The organism is Polaribacter irgensii 23-P, assembly GCF_000153225.1.
GTDB lineage: Bacteria > Bacteroidota > Bacteroidia > Flavobacteriales > Flavobacteriaceae > Polaribacter > Polaribacter irgensii.
Window position 1 is genome coordinate 1,111,547 of the sequence record NZ_CH724148.1, and the last position, 20,517, is coordinate 1,132,063.

The window sequence follows — 20,517 nt, forward strand, 5'->3', positions numbered from 1 at the left end:
TATGTTGATGAGATGGCTTAATTATGATTGCTAACATCTTTTAAGAAGGGCTGCTTTTTTTACTTCGGATACTTTCTATAACAACCGTTAATATAATTAATCCGCCACCAATATAGGTTTTAAGGCTCGGTATTTCGTTGACGAGAAAATAGGCAATGCAGATTCCGAAAACAGGTTGTAAGCTGCTAATAATACTAGTGGTGGTTGCAGAAAAGAACTTCAAAGAGTGCAGCATCAAGCTGTGTCCAATGGCTGTGGTAAGAAGAGCGAGCAAAATCAAATACGCAAATTGACTTTTTAAGCCCGATAGGTCCATAAAAAATAAGGTTGGAAGCAGTAAAACTGTGATGATTATTGTCTGGTACAGCATTAATGTGGTGCCATTATACCTAGCAACGTATTGCTTTAAAATTAGAATTCGTATCGCATAACAAAATGCAGAAAAAACTCCGAAAAGAATTCCTTTGGCTTGTGCACTTTCAATATTAAATTCTGGAGTTAAAACATACAACCCTGCTAAAACCATGAGCCCTAACAGAATGTATATTGGACTAAATTTCACTTTTAAAAATAGGGGTTCTAGCAGTGCTACCATAATGGGAAAAGTGTATAAAGATAAAACGCCTAAAGCTACATTAGAGAGTTTTAAAGCATAAAAATAGGTGATCCAATGCACCGTCATTAAAACACCACTAATAAAAAAAGGTTTGTAGTCTTTGGTTGATTTTATCGAAAAATCTATTTTTTTGAATTTCCCGTAGACAAATAAAAAGACCATTGCTAAAGAAGCTCTAAACCAAATAATGACTTCTACAGGCATTGCGATGTATTTACCTAAAACACCAGAGGTGCTTATAAAAAGAGTTGCTAAAAGGAGTAGCAATAAATTTTTGATAGGACCTTTATTCATTAAATTTTCTTTAGAATATTCAAGGCTGTTTTTACCGCGTCTACGCGAATGAAAGTGACGAGTAAACGCAAACCATTTTTGGTTTCTTTTTCTTTCATAACACAACTCTTGCTATTTTGTTGCACATACTTTAGCATGTTAGAAAACGCTGTAGTTTGGTAAAAATCACTCTGTTGGTTTGCAACAAAATAACCAATCATTCTTTTTTGCTTCAGAATAATCTTGTCCAATCCCAACGTTTTAGCCAGCCATTTTATTCGTATCGAGTCTAAAAGATCTAAAACTTCATTTGGGATTTCTCCAAAGCGGTCAACAATTTCAGTTTCAAATACTTGAATTTCTTCTTCATTTTTTAAGTCAGAGAGTTTGTTGTATAAACTGAGTCTTTCCGTTACTGAATTTACATAATTATCGGGAAACAAAATTTCAAAGTCAGTATCTATTTGCACTTCTTTTACAAACTCTTTGGGCTTTGTTTCATCTGTTGGATATAAGTCTTTGAACTCATTTTCTTTCAATTCTTCAATTGCCTCTTGTAAGATTTTTTGGTAGGTGTCAAATCCAATATCATTGATAAATCCACTTTGTTCTCCTCCTAACAAATCTCCTGCACCTCGAATTTCTAAATCTTTCATAGCAATATTAATTCCACTTCCTAAATCAGAAAATAAAACTAAGGCCTCTATGCGTTTTCGAGCATCGTCAGTCATTACATGGTAGGGAGGTGTTATGAAATAACAGAATGCTTTTTTATTTGAGCGACCAACTCTACCACGCATTTGATGCAAGTCTGAAAGTCCAAAATTATTGGCATTATTGATAAAAATAGTATTTGCATTTGGTACATCTAAACCGCTTTCTATAATGGTTGTAGAGACTAAAACATCAAATTCATTGTTCATGAAACTAAGCATTAGTCCCTCCAATTTTTTACCTTCCATTTGTCCGTGTCCAATACCAATTTTTGCCGAGGGAACGAGCCTTTGGAGTAAGCCAGCAACTTCTTTTATATTTTCAATTCTATTGTGAATAAAGAAAATCTGTCCACCTCTAGAAATCTCGTAAGAAATCGCATCGCGAATGGTTTCCTCAGAAAACCGAATGACATTTGTGTCTATGGGATGTCTGTTCGGGGGTGCTGTTTTAATAATCGATAAATCTCTTGCTGCCATTAAGCTGAATTGCAAGGTTCTTGGGATGGGTGTAGCGGTAAGGGTCAAAGTATCAATATTTTCCTTTAAAGTTTTCAGTTTGTCCTTTACAGCAACCCCAAATTTCTGTTCTTCATCAATAATTAACAGGCCTAAATTTTTAAATTTTATGCGTTGGTTTGTAAGCTGGTGAGTACCAATAATAATATCTACAGAACCATTATTTACACCTTCTATTGCGGCCGTTTTTTCTTTTGCAGTTCGAAACCTATTTAAGTAATCAATTTTTAAGGGAAAATCTTTAAGACGTTCTGTAAAAGTCTTGTAATGTTGAAAAGCAAGAATTGTTGTAGGTACTAAAATAGCGACTTGCTTGCCATTGTCTACTGCTTTGAAAGCAGCCCTAATAGCTACTTCTGTTTTTCCAAAACCAACATCTCCACAGACTAAGCGATCCATAGGTTGCGCTTTTTCCATGTCCTTTTTTACATCTTGTGTGGCGGTAAATTGATCTGGAGTATCTTCATAGATAAAACTTCCTTCTAACTCGTGTTGAATGTGGGAGTCTGGACCAAATGAAAACCCTTTTTCAAGCTTTCTTTTTGCGTACAATTGAATTAAATTAAAAGCGATATGTTTAACTCGTGCCTTTGTTTTTTGTTTGATTTTCTTCCAAGCACCAGAACCTAATTTGTAGATTTTTGGAGCTTTCCCGTCTTTACCACTGAATTTAGAAATTTTGTGGAGCGAATGAATACTCACATATAGAATATCTCGTTCGCCATACACTAATTTAATAGCTTCTTGTTTATTTCCTTGAACATCAATTTTTTGTAAGCCTCCAAATTTTCCAATTCCGTGGTCCATATGGGTTACATAATCTCCAATTTCAAGTTTGTTCAACTCTAGGATGGTTATGGCTTGTTTTTTTGCATATCCATTTTTCAGTCTGAACTTGTGATAGCGTTCAAATATTTGGTGATCTGTATAACAAACCAGTCTGTTGTCTACATCTATAAAACCCTGATATAATGGAAAGACAACGGTTTCATAGTGTACTTCTTGTTCCGAATCGTCAAAAATATCCTGAAAGCGTTTTGCTTGTTGCTCATTTGCACAGAAAATATAATTTTTAAATCCTCCTTTGTGGTATTCTGTTAAGTTGTCAATTAATAAATTGAATTGTTTGTTAAAAGAGGGTTGTGGTAGGGTGTTGAATGTAATGTTTTCTTTTACAATAGCGTCAAAGGGCTTGTCTTGTTGCCCAATATCAACTAAAGAGAATTCTTGCAATTGCTTTTTTATAAAGGCGCCGTCGCAAAACAATTCACTTGGTTTGGCGTGCTTTATTTCTTTGGACAAATCGTTAAAAGCATTTTCTGATTTTAGGAAGAGGCTGTCTAAACTTCCAAATAATAATCCCGTGTTTTTTGTAAAGATGATGGTATTCGAAGAAATATATTTTAAGAAACTTTGGCGGTGTTCTTGTAGCGTTTTGTTTTCAATATTGGGGATGATGGATACTTTTTTTAATTTTTCTTTTGAGAGTTGCGTTTCTACATCAAAGGAACGAATACTTTCTATTTCATCACCAAAAAATTCAATCCTGTAGGGTTCATCATTGGAAAATGAAAATACATCTACGATTCCCCCACGAACAGAAAAGTCTCCAGGCTCAGTTACAAAATCTACGCGTTTAAATTTATATTCAAAGAGCAGTTCGTTTACAAAGTCTAAGGATAGGTTTTCGCCAACGGTGACTTTTAGTGTGTTTTTATCCAATTCTTTTTTGGTCACAACTTTTTCAAAAAGTGCATCAGGATAGGTTACGATGATAGCTGATTTTTTTTGAGAATTTATCCTATTTAGAACTTCAGAGCGCAAGAGCACATTGGCATTGTCTACTTCTTCAATTTGATAAGGTCTTCTGTAAGATCCTGGATAAAAAAGGACATTTTTTTCTCCTAAAAGTTGTTCTAAATCATTTAGATAATAGGCAGCCTCTTCTTTGTCGTTAAGGACTAAAAGATAGGGTCTTTCTGAGGTTTTGAAAGTTTCTGAAATGACAAAAGACAATGAAGATCCCACCAAATTAGTGATTTGGAAATGGTTTTTGTCTTGTTTAAAAGCCTGTATAATCTGCGAAATATTCGAAGATTGTTGGTATTGGTTTACAATATTCTGCGTACTCAACCTGTGAAGTTTTGTGCAAATGTAAGCTGTAAATTAGTAAGAACCTCTGAAGTATTTCGTTTTCTTACCTTTTTTTCTCGACCTAATGTCCTTCATAGGCTGATCAGCAAGTGAGTAGGTTGTGTTTTTATAAAAAGGAAGTTATCTATTTATAGTTTGTTAAAATAGTAGTCATTTTTTCACTGTTTAAAAAACCTACTAGTTGCAAGTCTATTTCAAATTTTGCGTTTAAAATTGTGGTGGTTGGGTAGGCAATTCTTTTTTTAATTGTTCCCAGTTCTTGAGCTAGTTCGTGAATGCCAGTATTTGTTCCAGTAGGTTTATATTGGAACGTTTTTCCTAAAAAAGGAATGGCTCTTTTTTCTTCTCCATTTAAAAGGAGAACATAAAAATTTTTATTTAAAAGTTGAATTACTTTTCTATTCTCAAAAGTAGTTTTTTTCATTCCATGGCATATTTTACACCAATCTGTGTAAAGAAGAATAAGCAGTGGTTTTGGTTTTTTTTGCTGCAAATTTTCAACTTCTTCGAAAGTGACAATATTTAAAACTTCTTTTTCCTTACTTTCTTGTCCGCAGATCGTAAAACAACCAAGGAGAAGAAAGAGAAAAAGAAGTTTTTTTGTACAATGCATAATTAGCTTCGCAATATATTAAAAAAGGGTGTAACGCACTCCTGCAAAAGCTCTAATTCCTTGGTTAGATGTGTATACATAACTCGGATCAAAAGCTCTTTCTGGGTTTAATTCTGTGTTTACGTTAATATCAAATGGATTGCCTGCGTTGTTAATACTATTGGCAGCAGGCGTAAAGTTTAGTAAATTTTTAACACCGCCGTACAGTTCCCAGCTATTTGTGAATTTCTTTGTCAACTGAATATTTTGAATGCTAAACCACGGAGAGTATTCATCTCTTGGATCATTCTCACCTAATAAAGGCAAACGCATAGGACCGTATAGATTTCCGGTATAATCAATGCTAAAATCATTACTGAACTTGTAAGATATAGACCAAACTCCGCTAAAACTTTCCGTTAGTAACTGTTTTCTTTTTACGCCGTTTTCTGTTACAGAAACCTCCATTAAAGTAGCTCCTGCATTTATTGCTAAACCATTTGTAAATAATAAATCTGCATTTAGCGAAACTCCTTGTGAAACGGAAGAACCTTCTAAATTGGCATATATAATCTTATTGGGATCGCTTTCATAGTCGGGCAAAATTCTATTGTTGAAATAGGTGTAAAAAGCACTTGCATCTAAAGTGATAAAAGAATTTTCAGTATTTATTTTTTTCACATAATTAATGTTGGTATTCCAAGAGGTTTCTGGATTTAACTCACCCTCAAACTCTACGGTTCTTGCACCAGTTAAAGCGGCGTGATCTTCTGTAAAAACATTTGCAACCCTAAATCCATTTCCAGCACTTAGTCTCACAATATTTGATTTATCTCTAGAATTCCATTTGTAATTTACTCTTGGAGAAAAGATATTCCCATGCAGGCTATTGTGATCCCATCGAACACCTAGAAGTAATTTTTTTCGATCACTCAAACTAATTTCATCCTGCGCAAAAACACCAGGTAAGTGGATTATCGAGGGATTATTTTCAATGCCATTTTCATTTAAAGTTGCAAAAGTATTATCGTCATAAAAAGTATAACGATACGCTGCACCTAGTAATAAATCATGTTTTTTACCCAATTGTTTGCTGTAAATTAACTGACCAAAACCAACTAACTGCTCTGCATCATATGAAGTTTCTCCATAATAAGAATCTTGATAATGGCCGTTTGCGCTAAATTGGAAACTTAAATTTTCTGAAGTCGGCAATTCGTAAGTTCCAAAAGTTTCCCATCTATTTGTATAGATACTTTCTCCATAAATTTGGTTGCCTCCTCTAAATTCTTTTTCCCAATCCATTTCTCCTCCCCAACGATCTTCGTATACATAACGACCAGCAATCGTAAATACTTTATTGCTTTTTCTTTCGATGTTTACTTTGTTAAAGATGGAGATTCTATTCTGTAAGGTCATATCGGTAAAATTGTCATTGTTGTTGTCAATTCTATTTTGATAATTGAAATAATTAATACCTAACAAACCTTGTACCTTATCTGATGCTTTGTAGCTCATGCTAATATCTGTGTTCACTTCTCCCCAAGAACTCGCCATAACATCTGTAGCTAAAATAGGTGCATTTGCAGCTTTTTTGGTGATAACATTTATAATACCACCCACAGCTTCAGAACCATACAGCGTAGAAGCTGGCCCTTTAACAATTTCTACTCTCTCTATAAGTGCCTGTGGAATTCCCGTTAACCCGTATACAGTAGAAAGTCCACTTACAAGTGGCATTCCGTCAATTAATACAAAGGTATAAGGTCCTTCTAAACCATTGATGTGAATATCTCCCGTATTACAAACACTACAATTCAATTGCGGACGAACACCATTTACGTTCTGTAAAGACTCAAAGATTGAAGGCGTAGGATTTTTTCTAAAAAAAGTTTCGCTATACACTTCGACAGGAACAGGGCTGTTTGTTTTCGATACGGGTCTTAAGGTTCCAGAAACTACAATTTCATCTAAAGAGTCATCTTCCATTAAAATAACATCTCTTGTTATTTTTTTATCCGCTGTAATCGAAATTTGGATCGCTTTTGTTTTGTATCCAATGCTACTAATTATTAAGGTATAGTTGTCTTTGGGTATCTTGTTTAATTCATAAAAACCGGAATCATCCGAAGAAGTACCAATTTTAGTTTTCTTTAAATACACATTTGCATACGGCAGTTCATCGCCATTTTCGGCAGTTACTTTTCCGCTAACTGTCTGGCCTGACATGCAGGTGGATATCAGTAATAAACCTATAAATATTATATTTTTCATTTTAAAATAATTTAATTTTTGGCAAATGTAACATTATTTTTAGACTTGTCTAAAAATTAATTGGAATAAAAATAAAAAGTATATCTTTGTGCCACTAAATACGTATAATGTTTACACTTTCTGAAGAGAATTATTTAAAGGCGATTTATCATTTAGAATCAGATTCGAAAAAGGGAATAAGTACAAATGCCATTGCAAAAAGCTTAGAAACAAAAGCCTCTTCAGTGACAGATATGGTTAAAAAATTGTCTGAGAAAAAAGTGGTCCTCTACAAAAAGTACCAAGGAGTAACTTTAACAGCGTTTGGGAAAAAAACGGCAGCAAATATTGTGAGAAAGCATCGGTTGTGGGAAGTTTTTTTAGTCGAGCGCTTGAATTTTTCTTGGGATGAGGTACACGAGGTTGCAGAGCAATTAGAGCATATTAAATCACCAAAATTAATCAATCAGTTAGATGCTCTTTTGGGTTTTCCTACTCATGATCCTCATGGGGATCCAATTCCTGATAAAGACGGGAATGTAAATACTCTTGATAAAATTCTTTTATCAACTTTAAATAAAAACGAAAGTGGTGTTTGTGTTGGGGTGAATGATTCTTCATCAGAATTTTTACGTTTTTTAGACAAAAAGAAAATCACGCTTGGAAAAAAAATCATTGTTCTCGAAAAAGAAGATTTTGACGACTCATTGTTTATCGAAATTGATGGAGAGAAACTATCAATTTCAAAGAAAATAGCTAGTAATTTATACATAAAGAAGTAGGTTAAATGAAGAAATATATAATTTTAGTATGCTTAATATCCATTTTTTCTTGTAAAAAAGTGGGGAAGAAGAACGGAAAGTTAAAGGTAGTGACCACCACAACAATGATTACCGATTTGGTAAAAAATATTGGTGGAGACAAAATAGACGTGCAGGGTTTGATGGGTGCTGGCGTCGATCCGCATTTGTACAAAGCAAGTGAAGGGGATGTAGGTAAATTATTTAACGCGGATGTAATTGTCTATAATGGATTGCATTTAGAGGGGAAATTAGAGGATGTATTTGAAAAAATGCGTCAACAGAATAAGAAAACCATCGCAGCTTCTGATGCTCTTGATCCCGCTATATTAATTGGCTCAGAATATTTTGCGTCTAATTACGATCCACATATTTGGTTTGACATAACTAACTGGGAACTCATTACGCAATACATTACAGATAAATTTTGTGAGTTGGATGCCGAGAATTCAGAAACATATAAAACAAATGGAGCAGACTATTTAAAAACATTAGCCTCTTTAAAATTAGCCATTACCGAACAAGTAAATTCTTTACCAGTAGCAAGGAGAATTTTAGTAACAGCGCATGATGCTTTTAATTATTTCGGAAATGAATTTCAATTTAATGTGGTGGGCTTGCAAGGACTTTCTACAGCAACAGAAGCAGGAGTAAAAGATGTACAGCGATTGGCAAGTTTTATTGAAGAAAAAAATGTGAAAGCAATTTTCATAGAAAGTTCAGTACCGAAAAGGACAGTGGAAGCTTTGCAGGAGGCCGTGAGAGCAAAAGGTAAAGAAGTCGTGATCGGCGGCACTTTATATTCGGATGCATTAGGCAGTGCAGGAACTGCTGAAGCCACTTATGTTGGAATGTACAAACACAATGTAAAAATTATTGTAAGCTCTTTAAAATAGAATAAATGGAGTCACAAAAAATAGCGATTGCTGTAGACGATTTAACGGTTGCATACAACTACAAACCCGTTTTGTGGGACATTGATCTCGCAATCCCAGAAGGTGTTTTAATGGCAATTGTAGGTCCGAATGGTGCAGGAAAATCAACTTTGATAAAATCTATTTTAGGAATTATTGAGCCCATAGCAGGAAGTGTTTCTATTTACGGAAAGCCGTATGATAAACAGCGAAAATTAGTAGGATATGTTCCACAAAAAGGAAGTGTAGATTGGGATTTTCCAACCACAGCTTTAGATGTGGTGATGATGGGAACTTACGGAAAGTTAGGTTGGATTAAAAGACCAGGTAAAAGCGAACGAAAAACAGCATTGGAGTCCTTAGAAAAAGTAGGAATGCTTTCTTTTAAAGACCGACAAATAAATCAGCTATCAGGTGGACAACAGCAGCGCGTTTTTTTGGCGAGAGCACTAGCGCAAGATGCGGATATTTATTTTATGGATGAACCTTTTCAAGGAGTAGATGCTACCACAGAAATTACCATTATTAATATTTTGAAAGAATTGCGGAAAGCAGGAAAAACAGTGGTTGTAGTCCATCACGACTTACAAACAGTGCCGGAATATTTTGATTGGGTAACATTTTTAAATGTTAAAAAGATAGCAACCGGACCTGTGAAAGAGATTTTTAATGACGATAATCTGACCAAAACATATGGCATAAATTATAAGGTAAGTGTCCAAAAATAGTTTTTAAGAGAAGTAAAAAATAAGAAACAAATGTTAGAAAGTGATTTATGAAATATGTAGGTTTTTTCACCAATTCACAAGCATAAATAGATACTTTTAAACAACGAATAGCAAACAATAAACCTCTAAAACTTAAACCATCGATTTTTCAGAATACATAAAGCTCGTTTTTACAGATTATACCCTTCGGACCATAACCTTGGGCACGGCAATATTGGGCTCAATTTGCGGGATGCTTGGTAGTTTTGCTGTACTGCGAAAACAAAGTTTATTGGGCGATGCTATTTCACACGCAGCATTGCCAGGAATTGCAATCGCTTTTCTAATTACAGGAACAAAAGAAACCAATGTATTACTAATAGGCGCTTTGGTAAGTGGCTTGTTAGGTGCATTTTGGATTCGAGGTATTACTAAAAGAACACATTTAAAATCAGATACTGCTTTGGGTTTAATTTTATCTATTTTTTTTGGGTTTGGAATGTTGTTGCTAACCTATATCCAAAAGTTGCCAAATGCAAATCAATCCGGCTTGGATAAATTTTTATTTGGACAAGCAGCGACATTATTGGCAAGAGATGTTTGGTTTATGGCGTCTGTAACCTTTGTCTGTTTGGTCGTTCTACTGTTGTTTTGGAAAGAGTTTAAAATTTTATTGTTTGATGCTGATTATGCGAAGACTTTAGGCTTTAATATTCAACTGATTGATATTTTAATCACTTCATTTATTGTCATTGCAATTGTTTTAGGTTTGCAGACAGTGGGTGTTGTATTGATGAGCGCGATGTTATTAGCACCGGCTGCAGCTGCTAGGCAATGGACCAATAGTCTAGGCATTATGGTGGTGCTAGCTGCATTTTTTGGAGCTAGTTCTGGGGTTATAGGTACAGCAATTAGTGCAAGTCAGAACAATCTATCAACAGGACCCGTTATTGTTTTAGTGGCAGCTGTTTTTGTGGGCTTCTCTTTTATTTTTTCTCCATCCAGGGGTTTGTTGTTCAGACAAATTAGATTTATCCAGAATAGAAAAGATTTAGAGTTGCATAAAACGTTGGCCTTTATGTTCGAGATCGTGAAAAGTCACGAGAATATATCGCACCCACATGCCGTAAAAATTTTAAATAATTTCCACGGGTATACGAGGAAGTCGCTTGGGAAATTAGAGCGAAAAGAATATATAAATGTATCGGGTTCTATGTGGTCTATGACCCCAAAAGGATATCATTTTGCAGCAAATTTATACAATCAACAAGGAAACGAAAATGAGTAGTGCTCAAATAGAAATACAATTAATTGCCAGTATTGTGGCAATTGCATGCGCAATTCCGGGTACCTTTTTAGTATTGAGAAAGATGGCGTTAATTAGTGATGCAATCAGCCATTCTATCCTACCGGGATTGGTGTTGGGTTTTTTTATCACACACGATTTAAATTCTCCTTTGTTAATTATTACGGCCGCTTTATCTGGGGTAGTTACCGTGGTGTTAGTAGAATTTATTCAGAAGACACAATTGGTAAAAGAAGATACTGCAATTGGTTTGGTTTTCCCCGTGCTCTTTAGCATTGGTGTTATTATGATCGCAAAAAACGCCAATGATGTACATTTAGATACAGATGCCATTTTATTGGGAGAATTGGCTTTTGCTCCTTTTGATCGGTTTTTACTCAATGGGTCTGATCTCGGGCCAAAATCTCTCTGGATCATAGGAACCATTTTACTAATAACCATAAGTTTATTATTTGCTTTTTTTAAAGAATTAAAAATTAGCACGTTTGATGCAGGTTTGGCAACAGCTTTAGGTTTTTCGCCAGTTGTAATTCATTATGGGCTAATGAGCGTTGCATCCATTACTGTTGTAGGCTCTTTTGATGCCGTTGGAGCTATTTTAGTAGTCGCTTTAATGATTGCGCCAGCAGCCACTGCCTATCTATTAACGGATAATTTAAAGAAAATGTTAGGCTTGTCTGTTGTGTTTGGTGTTTTTGCAGCGATTGCGGGCTATTGGTTGGCGCATTGGTTAGATGCTTCTATTTCTGGTTCTATGACCACAATTTTAGGAATCGTATTCTTAATTGTTTATTTATTTGCGCCAAAAAGAGGTTTGATTTCTGTATTGTATAGAAATAGACAGCAGCAAATAGAGGTCTCTCTATTGACTTTTTTATTGCATTTAAACAATCATCAAGAAATAAGTGAACGCCATATAAATCATTTAAATGAACACATTAATTGGCGGCGTGTAAAATCAAAATCAGTATTAGATTTAGCCACAAAAAACAACATGATTGTCATCGATAAAAGTATTATTTCTTTAACGGAGAAAGGAAAAGATTTTACTGATAAAGCGATTGACTACATTATTACCAATGATCATTCTAAAATAGAATCAATAAAAGAGGATTTCTTTTTATTTCGGGGATAACAATCTCTATATTTTGTATTTTGCAGTTAAAATAACGCTGTGCATCAATCTTCTTCTTTTCAAGTATATAACGCTTCTGCGGGAAGCGGAAAAACGTTCACCTTAGTAAAACAGTACCTAAAAGTGCTCCTGACTTCAGAGGATCTTTTTATGTTCCAGAAAGTATTGGCAATTACATTTACGAACAAAGCTGCGGGTGAAATGAAGGAGCGAGTTTTGTCGAGTTTAGAGGGCTTTTCGGAGGGAAATACGAATGATTTATTAAAAATGATTCTTGAAGAAACAAATATAAATCAAAGGACAGTTCAAGAGCGAAGTAAAAATATTTTAGATGCTATTCTAAAAAATTACGCTGCTTTTTCAATCACTACGATCGATAGTTTTACTCATAAAATCATTAAAAGCTTTGCGCATGATTTGGGCTTGTCAGGCAACTTTGAAGTAGAGATGGATGCCATTTCTTTGTTGAATGAGGCTGTAGACGTTCTAGTTTCTAAGATTGGAACCCATAAAAAGCTTACGCAGCTTTTAATCGATTATTCTTTAGACAAAGCAGATGACGATAAATCCTGGGATATTTCTAAAGATTTAAATGATTTTGCCCGAGTGCTTTTGAATGAAGATGATGTAAAACACTTCAGAAAACTTGCAGACAAAGAGTTGGATGACTTTTTTGAACTTAAAAAGAAATTACAGGGCGCAAATAAAGAAATAGAGACAACATATAGCAAGCTTGGAAACGAAGTTTTATCCTTTATTGAGAGTAGTGGAATCTCAAGTACAGATTTTGCGCAAACCGGTGAGCTTGTAAAGCACTTTAAAAAGTTAAGAAATTTGCGCTTTTTAAAAAGTGAAGATCTGAAGTTTGACGGCAGATTAGATGCGACTATTAAAGGATGTAAAAATCTTTTTGCAGCAAAAGCATCTCCAGCGACAAAACAAGCTATCGAAGAAATTTCAGACCGATTAAGGCAGTATTATTTGGAGTCTAAAGAAGTCTATAATGCCACATTTTCTGACTATCTACTCAATAAAATTACGCTAAAAAGTATTATACCATTAGCTGTTTTAAATAATATTAATACAGAGCTAAATACCATAAAAGAGGATAATAATATTCGTTTAAATGCAGAATTTAATCAACTGATTTCAGACAATATTAAAGACCAGCCTGCGCCCTTTATATATGAAAGAATTGGACAGCGTTTTCAGCACTATTTTATTGACGAGATGCAAGATACTTCGGTGTTGCAGTGGGAAAATTTAATCCCCTTAATAGAAAATGCATTGGCGCAAGAGAACAGTAATCTGTTGTTGGTTGGTGACGGTAAACAAGCTATTTATAGATGGCGTGGAGGGAAAGCAGAACAATTTATAGCTTTAGGCTCGAAGGAAGAAAATCCTTTTAACGTTCATAAAGAGGTGAAAGATTTAGCAACGAATTATAGAAGCTATTCAGAAATCATCAGTTTTAATAATTCTTTTTTCCAACACACCGTTAATTTTCTCCAGAACGAATCCTATAAGAAACTTTTTTATGAGGGAAATAAGCAATTGGAGAATTTAAAAAAAGGAGGTTTTGTTTCCCTGTCTTTTTTAAACAAAGAAGACCACAAGGATGCAGAGAAAATAAAGTATCCAAAAAAAGTTTTAGAGAAAATTAAGCAGTTGGAAAAAGATTTTTATCTAAATGAGATTTGCGTACTGACAAGAACAAAAAAAGATGGTATCGCAGTTGCGGATTACCTTTCAGAAAATGGGATTGCTATTGTTTCTTCGGAAACACTATTATTAAAAAGTAATGCTAAGATCAATTTTATCATTAATATTTTACACAGTTTTCAGAATGCAAATGATGAAGAGAGGAGATTTGAGTTTTTATATTTCTTGTATGAGCATTTGCAGGTAAAAATACCGAAACACGCTTTCTTTGAAAAATACGTGAAATCAACAAATGATTTAATTTTTGAAGATTTAAAGTCTTTTGGGGTTGTATTTAATTTTACAGCGTTTCAGCAAGTGCCCTTCTACGAAAAAATTGAGGAGATTATTCGAGGATTCAATTTGGTCACTTCTTCAAATGCGTACGTGCAGTTTTTTTTAGATATTGTGTTAGAGCAACAGCGAAAGGCGACAGATATTGGTGATTTTTTAGAATTCTGGGAACGCAAGAAAGACTCTTTAAGTATTATTGCCTCAGAAAATTTGGATGCGGTGCAAGTAATGACCATTCACAAGTCTAAGGGATTGGAATTTCCGGTAGTAATTTTTCCTTGTGATGTAGAAATTCATGGACAAATTAAACCTAAAGTTTGGTTTGATGATTTGCCAAAAGACTACAATTTTAAAGAGCTTTTGATAGATTATAAGAAGGATTTGAGTTTGATTAGTGCACGAGGGATCGAAATTTATAATGCACAAAGAGAGGCTTTGGAATTAGATAATTTTAACTTATTATATGTAGCATTAACAAGGGCTTCAGAACAGTTACATATTATTACTGAAAATAAAATTTCGGCAAAAGGACTTGAAAACACAAACTATTATTCAGGTATTTTTCTAAACTACTTAAAAGAGCAAAATCTTTGGCAAGAGGACTGTTTAGAGTATCGTTTTGGTGAAGATCTCAGGGTTCAAAATAAAGAAAAACAAGTTTCTTTAACTACGGTGCATGAGAAGTTTATTTCAACACCTTGGCAAGAACACAATATTGTGTTATTGGCGAGTTCTTCAAAATTATGGGATACAGCCCAAGGAGATGCAATTGACTTTGGAAATTTATTTCATGAAATATTGTCAAAAATTATTACAGTTAAGGACGTTTCGTCTGTGTTAAATCAGTACCACCAGAGAGGGCTTATAAATGATTATCAGTTAGTTGAAATAAAATCGAAGATTTATGCTATTGTAAATCATCCAAAATTAACTCCTTATTATGCAGCGGATGTTGTGGTTTTTAATGAACGAGAAATTGTAGACGTAGACAATCAAGTAATCATTCCAGACAGATTGGTTTTTAATCGTAAAAATGAAGTTACAATCATCGATTATAAGACGGGAAATCCCACTAACGACCATAAACAGCAGCTGCTTAAGTATGAAAGAGTTTTGAAATCGATGCATTTTATTATCGATAAAAAAATACTTATTTACAGGAATGAAAAAATTGATGTCGTTGAGGTATCAGCAAAAAAATAAACTTTGTAACTTTGTCTTTTTTAAATCAATAAAAAATGTACGGAAAAATTAAGGATACTTTAAGAAAAGAGCTTCAAGAAATTAAGGAAGCAGGTTTGTATAAAACAGAAAGAATTATAACTTCTGCGCAAGACGCAGTCATTACAATTTCGACAGGAGAAAAGGTGCTAAATTTTTGTTCAAACAATTATTTAGGCTTGTCCAATCATCCAGCAGTGGTACAAGCTGCAAAAGACACTATGGATACGCATGGTTTTGGAGTTTCTTCAGTACGGTTTATTTGTGGTACTCAAGATATTCATAAAAAATTAGAAAAGAAAATAGCAGATTTCTACACGACAGAAGAAACTATTTTATATGCTGCTTGTTTTGACGCAAATGGAGGAGTTTTTGAACCATTATTAACAAAAGAGGATGCTATTATTTCAGATAGTTTAAACCATGCATCGGTTATTGATGGGGTTCGCTTGTGTAAAGCAGCGCGCTACCGGTACGATAACAATGACATGCAGTCTTTAGAGGAGCAATTGATTAAAGCGAATAAAGAGAACCATCGTTTTAAATTGATTGTCACCGATGGTGTTTTCTCTATGGACGGGATTGTTGCGAAACTGGACAAAATATGTGATTTAGCAGACAAATATGACGCGCTGGTAATGGTAGATGAATGTCATGCTACTGGTTTTATCGGAAAAACGGGTCGTGGAACTGTAGAACTAAAAAATGTATTGGACAGAGTAGATATTGTTACAGGAACTTTGGGGAAAGCTTTGGGTGGCGCAATGGGCGGATATACTACAGGTAAAAAAGAAATTATTGAAATCCTAAGACAACGCTCGAGACCTTATTTGTTTTCAAATTCCTTAGCACCCGCTATTGTAGGAGCAACTTTAAAGGTTTTCGAATTAATTTCTGAAGATACTTCATTGCGAGATCAGTTAGAATGGAACACAAACTATTTCAGAGAAGAAATGGGAAATGCAGGATTTGATTTGGTAGGTGCAGATGCGGCTATCGTGCCAGTGATGCTTTATGATGCAAAATTATCCCAAATAATGGCAGATAAGCTTCTAGAAAAAGGCATCTATGTAATTGGATTTTTTTTCCCGGTAGTACCGAAAGGAAAAGCAAGAATAAGAGTGCAATTGTCAGCTGCCCACACAAAAGAACATTTAGACAAAGCAATAGCCTCTTTTATTGCAGTAGGTAAGGAATTAAAGGTTATTTAAAAAAAAACTAAAAAAATAGCGTAATATGAATATTTTTTCAATTTATTTTGTTAATTCGTATTAAGAGCCTATTTTTGTTTTTGAAAATAGAGATATTAATTTTAAAAATTCGACAATGAAAACATTAAAAACAGTTGCAATCGCCTTATTTGTATTCGCATTAACCAGTAATGTAAATGCACAAGACGCTAACAATCCTTGGGTTGTAGGTTTTGGAATAAATGCGGTAGATTTTAATACTAATAGCGATTTTAAGTCACAGTTTAAAGACCTTACAGAGATTAAAGATTGGAATACAATACCTTCAGTTTCAAGAATTTCAGTTGAGAAATATTTAGAAAAAGGTTTTACATTACAAGTCGCAGGTGCTCTTAATAAAATTGAAACCTTAATGGTTGAAGGAGATTCAGATTTCCTGTACTATGCGCTGGATGCAAATGTAAAGTATGATTTAAATACTTTAGTAGGTGAAACTGCTTGGTTTGATCCTTATGTATTTATCGGTGGAGGTTATGTGGCTGTTGACGATCAAGGAGAGGGGATGTTGAATGTAGGATTGGGTTTCAATACTTGGTTTAATGACAATTTGGGTTTAAATTTTCAAACAGGAGTTAAGAAAGGATTTTCTCAGAATGTAGCAACGCATGTGCAGCACTCTATAGGTTTAGTTATTAAATTTGGAGGTACTGATACAGACGGAGATGGTGTATATGATAAATTCGATGCATGTCCTGAGGTTGTTGGTTTAGAGCAGTTTAATGGATGTCCTGATGCGGATGGTGATGGAGTAAAGGATTCTGACGATGCATGTCCAGAGGTAGCTGGTTTAGTAGCTATGAACGGCTGTCCTGACGCTGACGGTGACGGTATTGCAGATAAAGACGATATGTGTCCTGATGAAAAAGGTACAAAAGGAAATAAAGGCTGCCCCGACACGGATGGTGACGGAACTTTTGATAAAGATGACAAGTGTTCTGATGTTGCAGGACCAACTGCAAATGCAGGATGTCCTTGGCCAGATACAGATGGAGATAGTATTTTAGATAAAGATGACAAATGTCCAACAGTTGCAGGTATTGCCTCAGAGGGAGGTTGTCCAGAAGTAATTACTAATGAAGCTAAAATGGGAATGGATACGTTTGCAGAGGCGATCTTGTTTACTTTAGAAAGTGCAAACTTTCAAAGAGGAGTAAGGAAAGATTTAGACGGTATGTTAGCTATTATTAATGAATTTCCGCAGGCTAATTTTGCAATTAGAGGGTATACAGATGTTTCTGGAAGTGTTTCTGGAAATTTGAAATTATCGAACTCAAGAGCAAATGCGGTAAAAGATTATTTAGTTAAAAACGGAATAGATGCTGCAAGATTAACTGTTGCTGGTTTTGGTCAAGAAAGTCCAACCGCTTCAAACAAAACAAGAGCAGGTAGAATTCAGAATAGAAGAGTAGAAGTGAAGGTAACCAACTAGTTATTGCCATAAAATACCAAAAAGGTTTCATCATAACAGATGAGACCTTTTTTTTTTAAAACCTTTTTTTATTCCCCGCAAAAAAGTACCTTTGCAACCTAAAATTGGGAGTGCAATTCTCAATATATAAATAATAATTATAATTAGATACAGATGTCCACGACAACAGGAAAAGTTTCTCAAATTATTGGCCCCGTAATTGATGTTGAGTTCAATACAGAAAATTCTGAACTTCCTAAAATTTACGATTCGTTAGAAATTAAAAAAGCGGATGGTTCTATTTTAGTACTGGAAGTACAACAGCATATAGGTGAAGATACAGTAAGAACCATTGCGATGGATGCTACTGATGGATTAAGTAGAGGAACAGAAGTGTTGGCTACAGGAAATCCAATTCAAATGCCAATTGGAAAAGATATTTACGGTCGTTTATTCAATGTAACCGGAGATGCTATCGATGGTTTAGGAAATTTAAAGAAAGAAGGCAAAGACGGTGTTTCAATTCACAGGTCAGCACCTAAGTTTGAAGATTTATCTGTATCAACAGAAGTTTTATTTACAGGAATTAAGGTTATTGATTTAATCGAACCCTATGCAAAAGGAGGTAAGATCGGATTGTTTGGAGGAGCAGGAGTAGGTAAAACTGTTTTAATTCAAGAATTAATAAATAACATTGCAAAAGGACACGGTGGTTTATCCGTTTTTGCAGGAGTTGGAGAAAGAACACGTGAAGGGAACGATTTACTTCGCGAAATGTTAGAGTCAGGAATTATAAAATATGGAGACGATTTTATGCATTCCATGGAAGAAGGTGGATGGGATTTATCAAAAGTAGATAAGCCTGGTATGAGAGAATCGAAAGCAACATTTGTTTTTGGACAGATGAATGAGCCACCTGGAGCACGTGCGCGTGTCGCCTTGTCTGGTTTAACAATTGCTGAATATTTTAGAGATGGTGCTGGCGAAAGTCAAGGAAAAGATGTGTTGTTTTTCGTAGATAATATTTTTCGTTTCACACAAGCAGGTTCTGAAGTTTCTGCACTGTTAGGGCGTATGCCTTCTGCGGTAGGTTATCAACCAACTTTAGCAACAGAAATGGGGGCAATGCAAGAACGTATTACGTCTACAAAAAAGGGTTCTATTACTTCAGTACAGGCGGTTTATGTGCCTGCAGATGATTTAACAGATCCTGCGCCAGCAACTACTTTTGCGCATTTAGATGCAACAACAGTGTTGTCTCGTAAAATTGCAGAATTAGGTATATATCCGGCAGTAGATCCATTGGATTCTACCTCTAGAATTTTATCAGCAGCCATCTTAGGAGAAGAGCATTATAATACGGCAACTGCAGTAAAAGAAATTTTACAGCGATATAAAGAATTACAGGATATCATTGCTATTTTAGGGATGGAAGAATTGTCTGAAGAGGATAAGTTAGTCGTACACAGAGCAAGACGTGTACAGCGTTTCTTGTCGCAACCTTTTCATGTTGCTGAACAATTTACAGGGATTCCTGGTGTTTTAGTAGACATTAAAGACACGATCAAAGGGTTTAACATGATTATGGACGGAGAGTTAGATAAATATCCTGAAGCTGCCTTCAATTTAAGAGGGTCAATTCAAGATGCTATAGATTCTGGTGAAAAAATGTTAGCTGAAGCATAAACAGTTGTTATTTTTTAGTAGATATGCTTTAGCAATCAACTAAGAACAAACTACAAAAAAATAGAAAATTATGTTTTTAGAAATTGTAACACCAGAGGCCATATTATTTTCTTCGGAAGTTGATCTATTTTCAGCTCCAGGAAACGATGGAGAGTTTCAGATATTAAACAATCACGCACCAATAGTCGCTATTTTAAAAGAGGGCGAAATAAAAATTCATGTACACAGTCAAAAACATTTAGTTTTAGATGATTTGCATGGGAAGTTAGAAGTGCACGCAGATGATGATAACGTTTTAATTTTAAAAATTAAATCTGGAACGTTAGAATTAAGTGAGAATAAAGCGATTATTTTAGCGGATTAGGTGCCTCAGCAAGTAAAAAAATAGACCTCACAGCATTTTTGTTTTGAGGTTTTTTTATGCGCAAAAAATAGTGTTTGCAGAGTGGATTTTGCGGTGTTAATTCTGTATTATTTATAAAATAGTTGTGATAGTATTTGTAATGTTTTGTGATGTGTGCTTTTAAAAATAACAGATATACTTCATAAAAATATTGTAGCTTTGTGCCATGGAAGAAACGAACAGACAGCGTAAAATTGCAGGAGTTTTACAGAAAGATTTGGTAGATGTGTTACAAAAAGCAGCACAAGATGGTATGAAAGGAGTCATAATCTCTGTTTCTAAAGTTCATGTTACAGCAGACTTAGGAGTTGCAAAAGTGTATTTAAGTATTTTTCCTTCAGAAAATAGAGATGAAATAGTAAAAGGAGTTCAGTCTAATACGCCTTTGATTCGTCATGAAATGGCAAAGAGAACGCGCAATCAATTGCGAAGGATGCCAGAATTATTATTTTTCGGGGATGATACGTTAGATTATATTGAAGAAATTGACAAGTCGTTAAAAGGAAATGATGTGGATCCTATAAAGAATCCAGATGTACTAGAAAGACGTCGAAAAAAATAAAATACGTTCT

Annotated in this window: 15 protein-coding genes; 11 read left to right on the forward strand and 4 right to left on the reverse strand. The window is 34.6% G+C overall.

Annotated elements, in window-relative coordinates; all coding sequences use genetic code 11:
• Positions 1-40: 40 nt before the first annotated feature.
• The 4 genes from PI23P_RS04980 to PI23P_RS04995 form a co-directional block, all read right to left on the reverse strand.
• Entirely contained in the window at positions 41-910 is an 870-nt protein-coding gene (locus PI23P_RS04980; protein WP_004569660.1) for a DMT family transporter, read from the reverse strand.
• Positions 910-4,254 (reverse strand): transcription-repair coupling factor, encoded by a 3,345-nt coding sequence (gene mfd, locus PI23P_RS04985; RefSeq protein ID WP_004569661.1) that lies wholly within the window; start codon positions 4,252-4,254, stop codon positions 910-912. The genes PI23P_RS04980 and mfd overlap by 1 nt, the downstream gene beginning before the upstream one ends.
• Positions 4,255-4,399: 145 nt before the next feature.
• Positions 4,400-4,888 (reverse strand): thioredoxin family protein, encoded by a 489-nt coding sequence (locus PI23P_RS04990; protein ID WP_004569662.1) that lies wholly within the window; start codon positions 4,886-4,888, stop codon positions 4,400-4,402.
• An 18-nt stretch (positions 4,889-4,906) separates the two neighbouring features.
• Complete coding sequence (locus PI23P_RS04995; protein WP_026288396.1) at positions 4,907-7,141, reverse strand: TonB-dependent receptor; 2,235 nt, start codon at positions 7,139-7,141, stop codon at positions 4,907-4,909.
• A gap of 107 nt (positions 7,142-7,248) precedes the next feature.
• On the opposite strand from PI23P_RS04995, the gene PI23P_RS05000 reads away from it, so the two are divergent.
• The 11 genes from PI23P_RS05000 (at position 7,249) to rbfA (ending at position 20,507) form a co-directional block, all read left to right on the forward strand.
• Positions 7,249-7,902, forward strand: coding sequence for a metal-dependent transcriptional regulator (locus PI23P_RS05000; protein ID WP_004569664.1), 654 nt, complete (start codon positions 7,249-7,251; stop codon positions 7,900-7,902).
• Positions 7,903-7,907: 5 nt separating this feature from the next.
• Positions 7,908-8,816: a metal ABC transporter solute-binding protein, Zn/Mn family gene (locus PI23P_RS05005; protein ID WP_004569665.1), complete on the forward strand. Its 909-nt coding sequence runs from the start codon at positions 7,908-7,910 to the stop codon at positions 8,814-8,816.
• 5 nt (positions 8,817-8,821) lie between these two features.
• Positions 8,822-9,562 (forward strand): metal ABC transporter ATP-binding protein, encoded by a 741-nt coding sequence (locus PI23P_RS05010; RefSeq protein WP_004569666.1) that lies wholly within the window; start codon positions 8,822-8,824, stop codon positions 9,560-9,562.
• A 193-nt stretch (positions 9,563-9,755) separates the two neighbouring features.
• Positions 9,756-10,829 (forward strand): metal ABC transporter permease, encoded by a 1,074-nt coding sequence (locus PI23P_RS05015; protein ID WP_081439183.1) that lies wholly within the window; start codon positions 9,756-9,758, stop codon positions 10,827-10,829.
• Positions 10,822-11,982 (forward strand): metal ABC transporter permease, encoded by a 1,161-nt coding sequence (locus PI23P_RS05020; protein ID WP_004569668.1) that lies wholly within the window; start codon positions 10,822-10,824, stop codon positions 11,980-11,982. The genes PI23P_RS05015 and PI23P_RS05020 overlap by 8 nt, the downstream gene beginning before the upstream one ends.
• 39 nt (positions 11,983-12,021) lie before the next feature.
• Positions 12,022-15,180 carry a UvrD-helicase domain-containing protein gene (locus PI23P_RS05025; protein WP_004569669.1) on the forward strand — a complete coding sequence of 1,053 codons (3,159 nt, stop codon included), beginning with the start codon at positions 12,022-12,024 and terminating at the stop codon, positions 15,178-15,180.
• A gap of 35 nt (positions 15,181-15,215) precedes the next feature.
• A complete protein-coding gene (gene kbl, locus PI23P_RS05030) occupies positions 15,216-16,409 on the forward strand; it encodes a glycine C-acetyltransferase (protein WP_004569670.1) in 1,194 nt (397 codons plus the stop codon).
• Positions 16,410-16,524: 115 nt separating this feature from the next.
• Positions 16,525-17,877, forward strand: coding sequence for an OmpA family protein (locus PI23P_RS05035; protein ID WP_004569671.1), 1,353 nt, complete (start codon positions 16,525-16,527; stop codon positions 17,875-17,877).
• A gap of 153 nt (positions 17,878-18,030) precedes the next feature.
• Positions 18,031-19,542, forward strand: coding sequence for a F0F1 ATP synthase subunit beta (atpD, locus tag PI23P_RS05040; RefSeq protein WP_004569672.1), 1,512 nt, complete (start codon positions 18,031-18,033; stop codon positions 19,540-19,542).
• Between the two features lie 70 nt (positions 19,543-19,612).
• Positions 19,613-19,906, forward strand: coding sequence for a hypothetical protein (locus tag PI23P_RS05045; RefSeq protein WP_004569673.1), 294 nt, complete (start codon positions 19,613-19,615; stop codon positions 19,904-19,906).
• A 205-nt stretch (positions 19,907-20,111) separates the two neighbouring features.
• The gene (gene rbfA, locus PI23P_RS05050) at positions 20,112-20,507 is read left to right on the forward strand and encodes a 30S ribosome-binding factor RbfA (protein ID WP_004569674.1); all 396 of its coding nucleotides are present in this window, start codon (positions 20,112-20,114) and stop codon (positions 20,505-20,507) included.
• Positions 20,508-20,517: the final 10 nt, after the last annotated feature.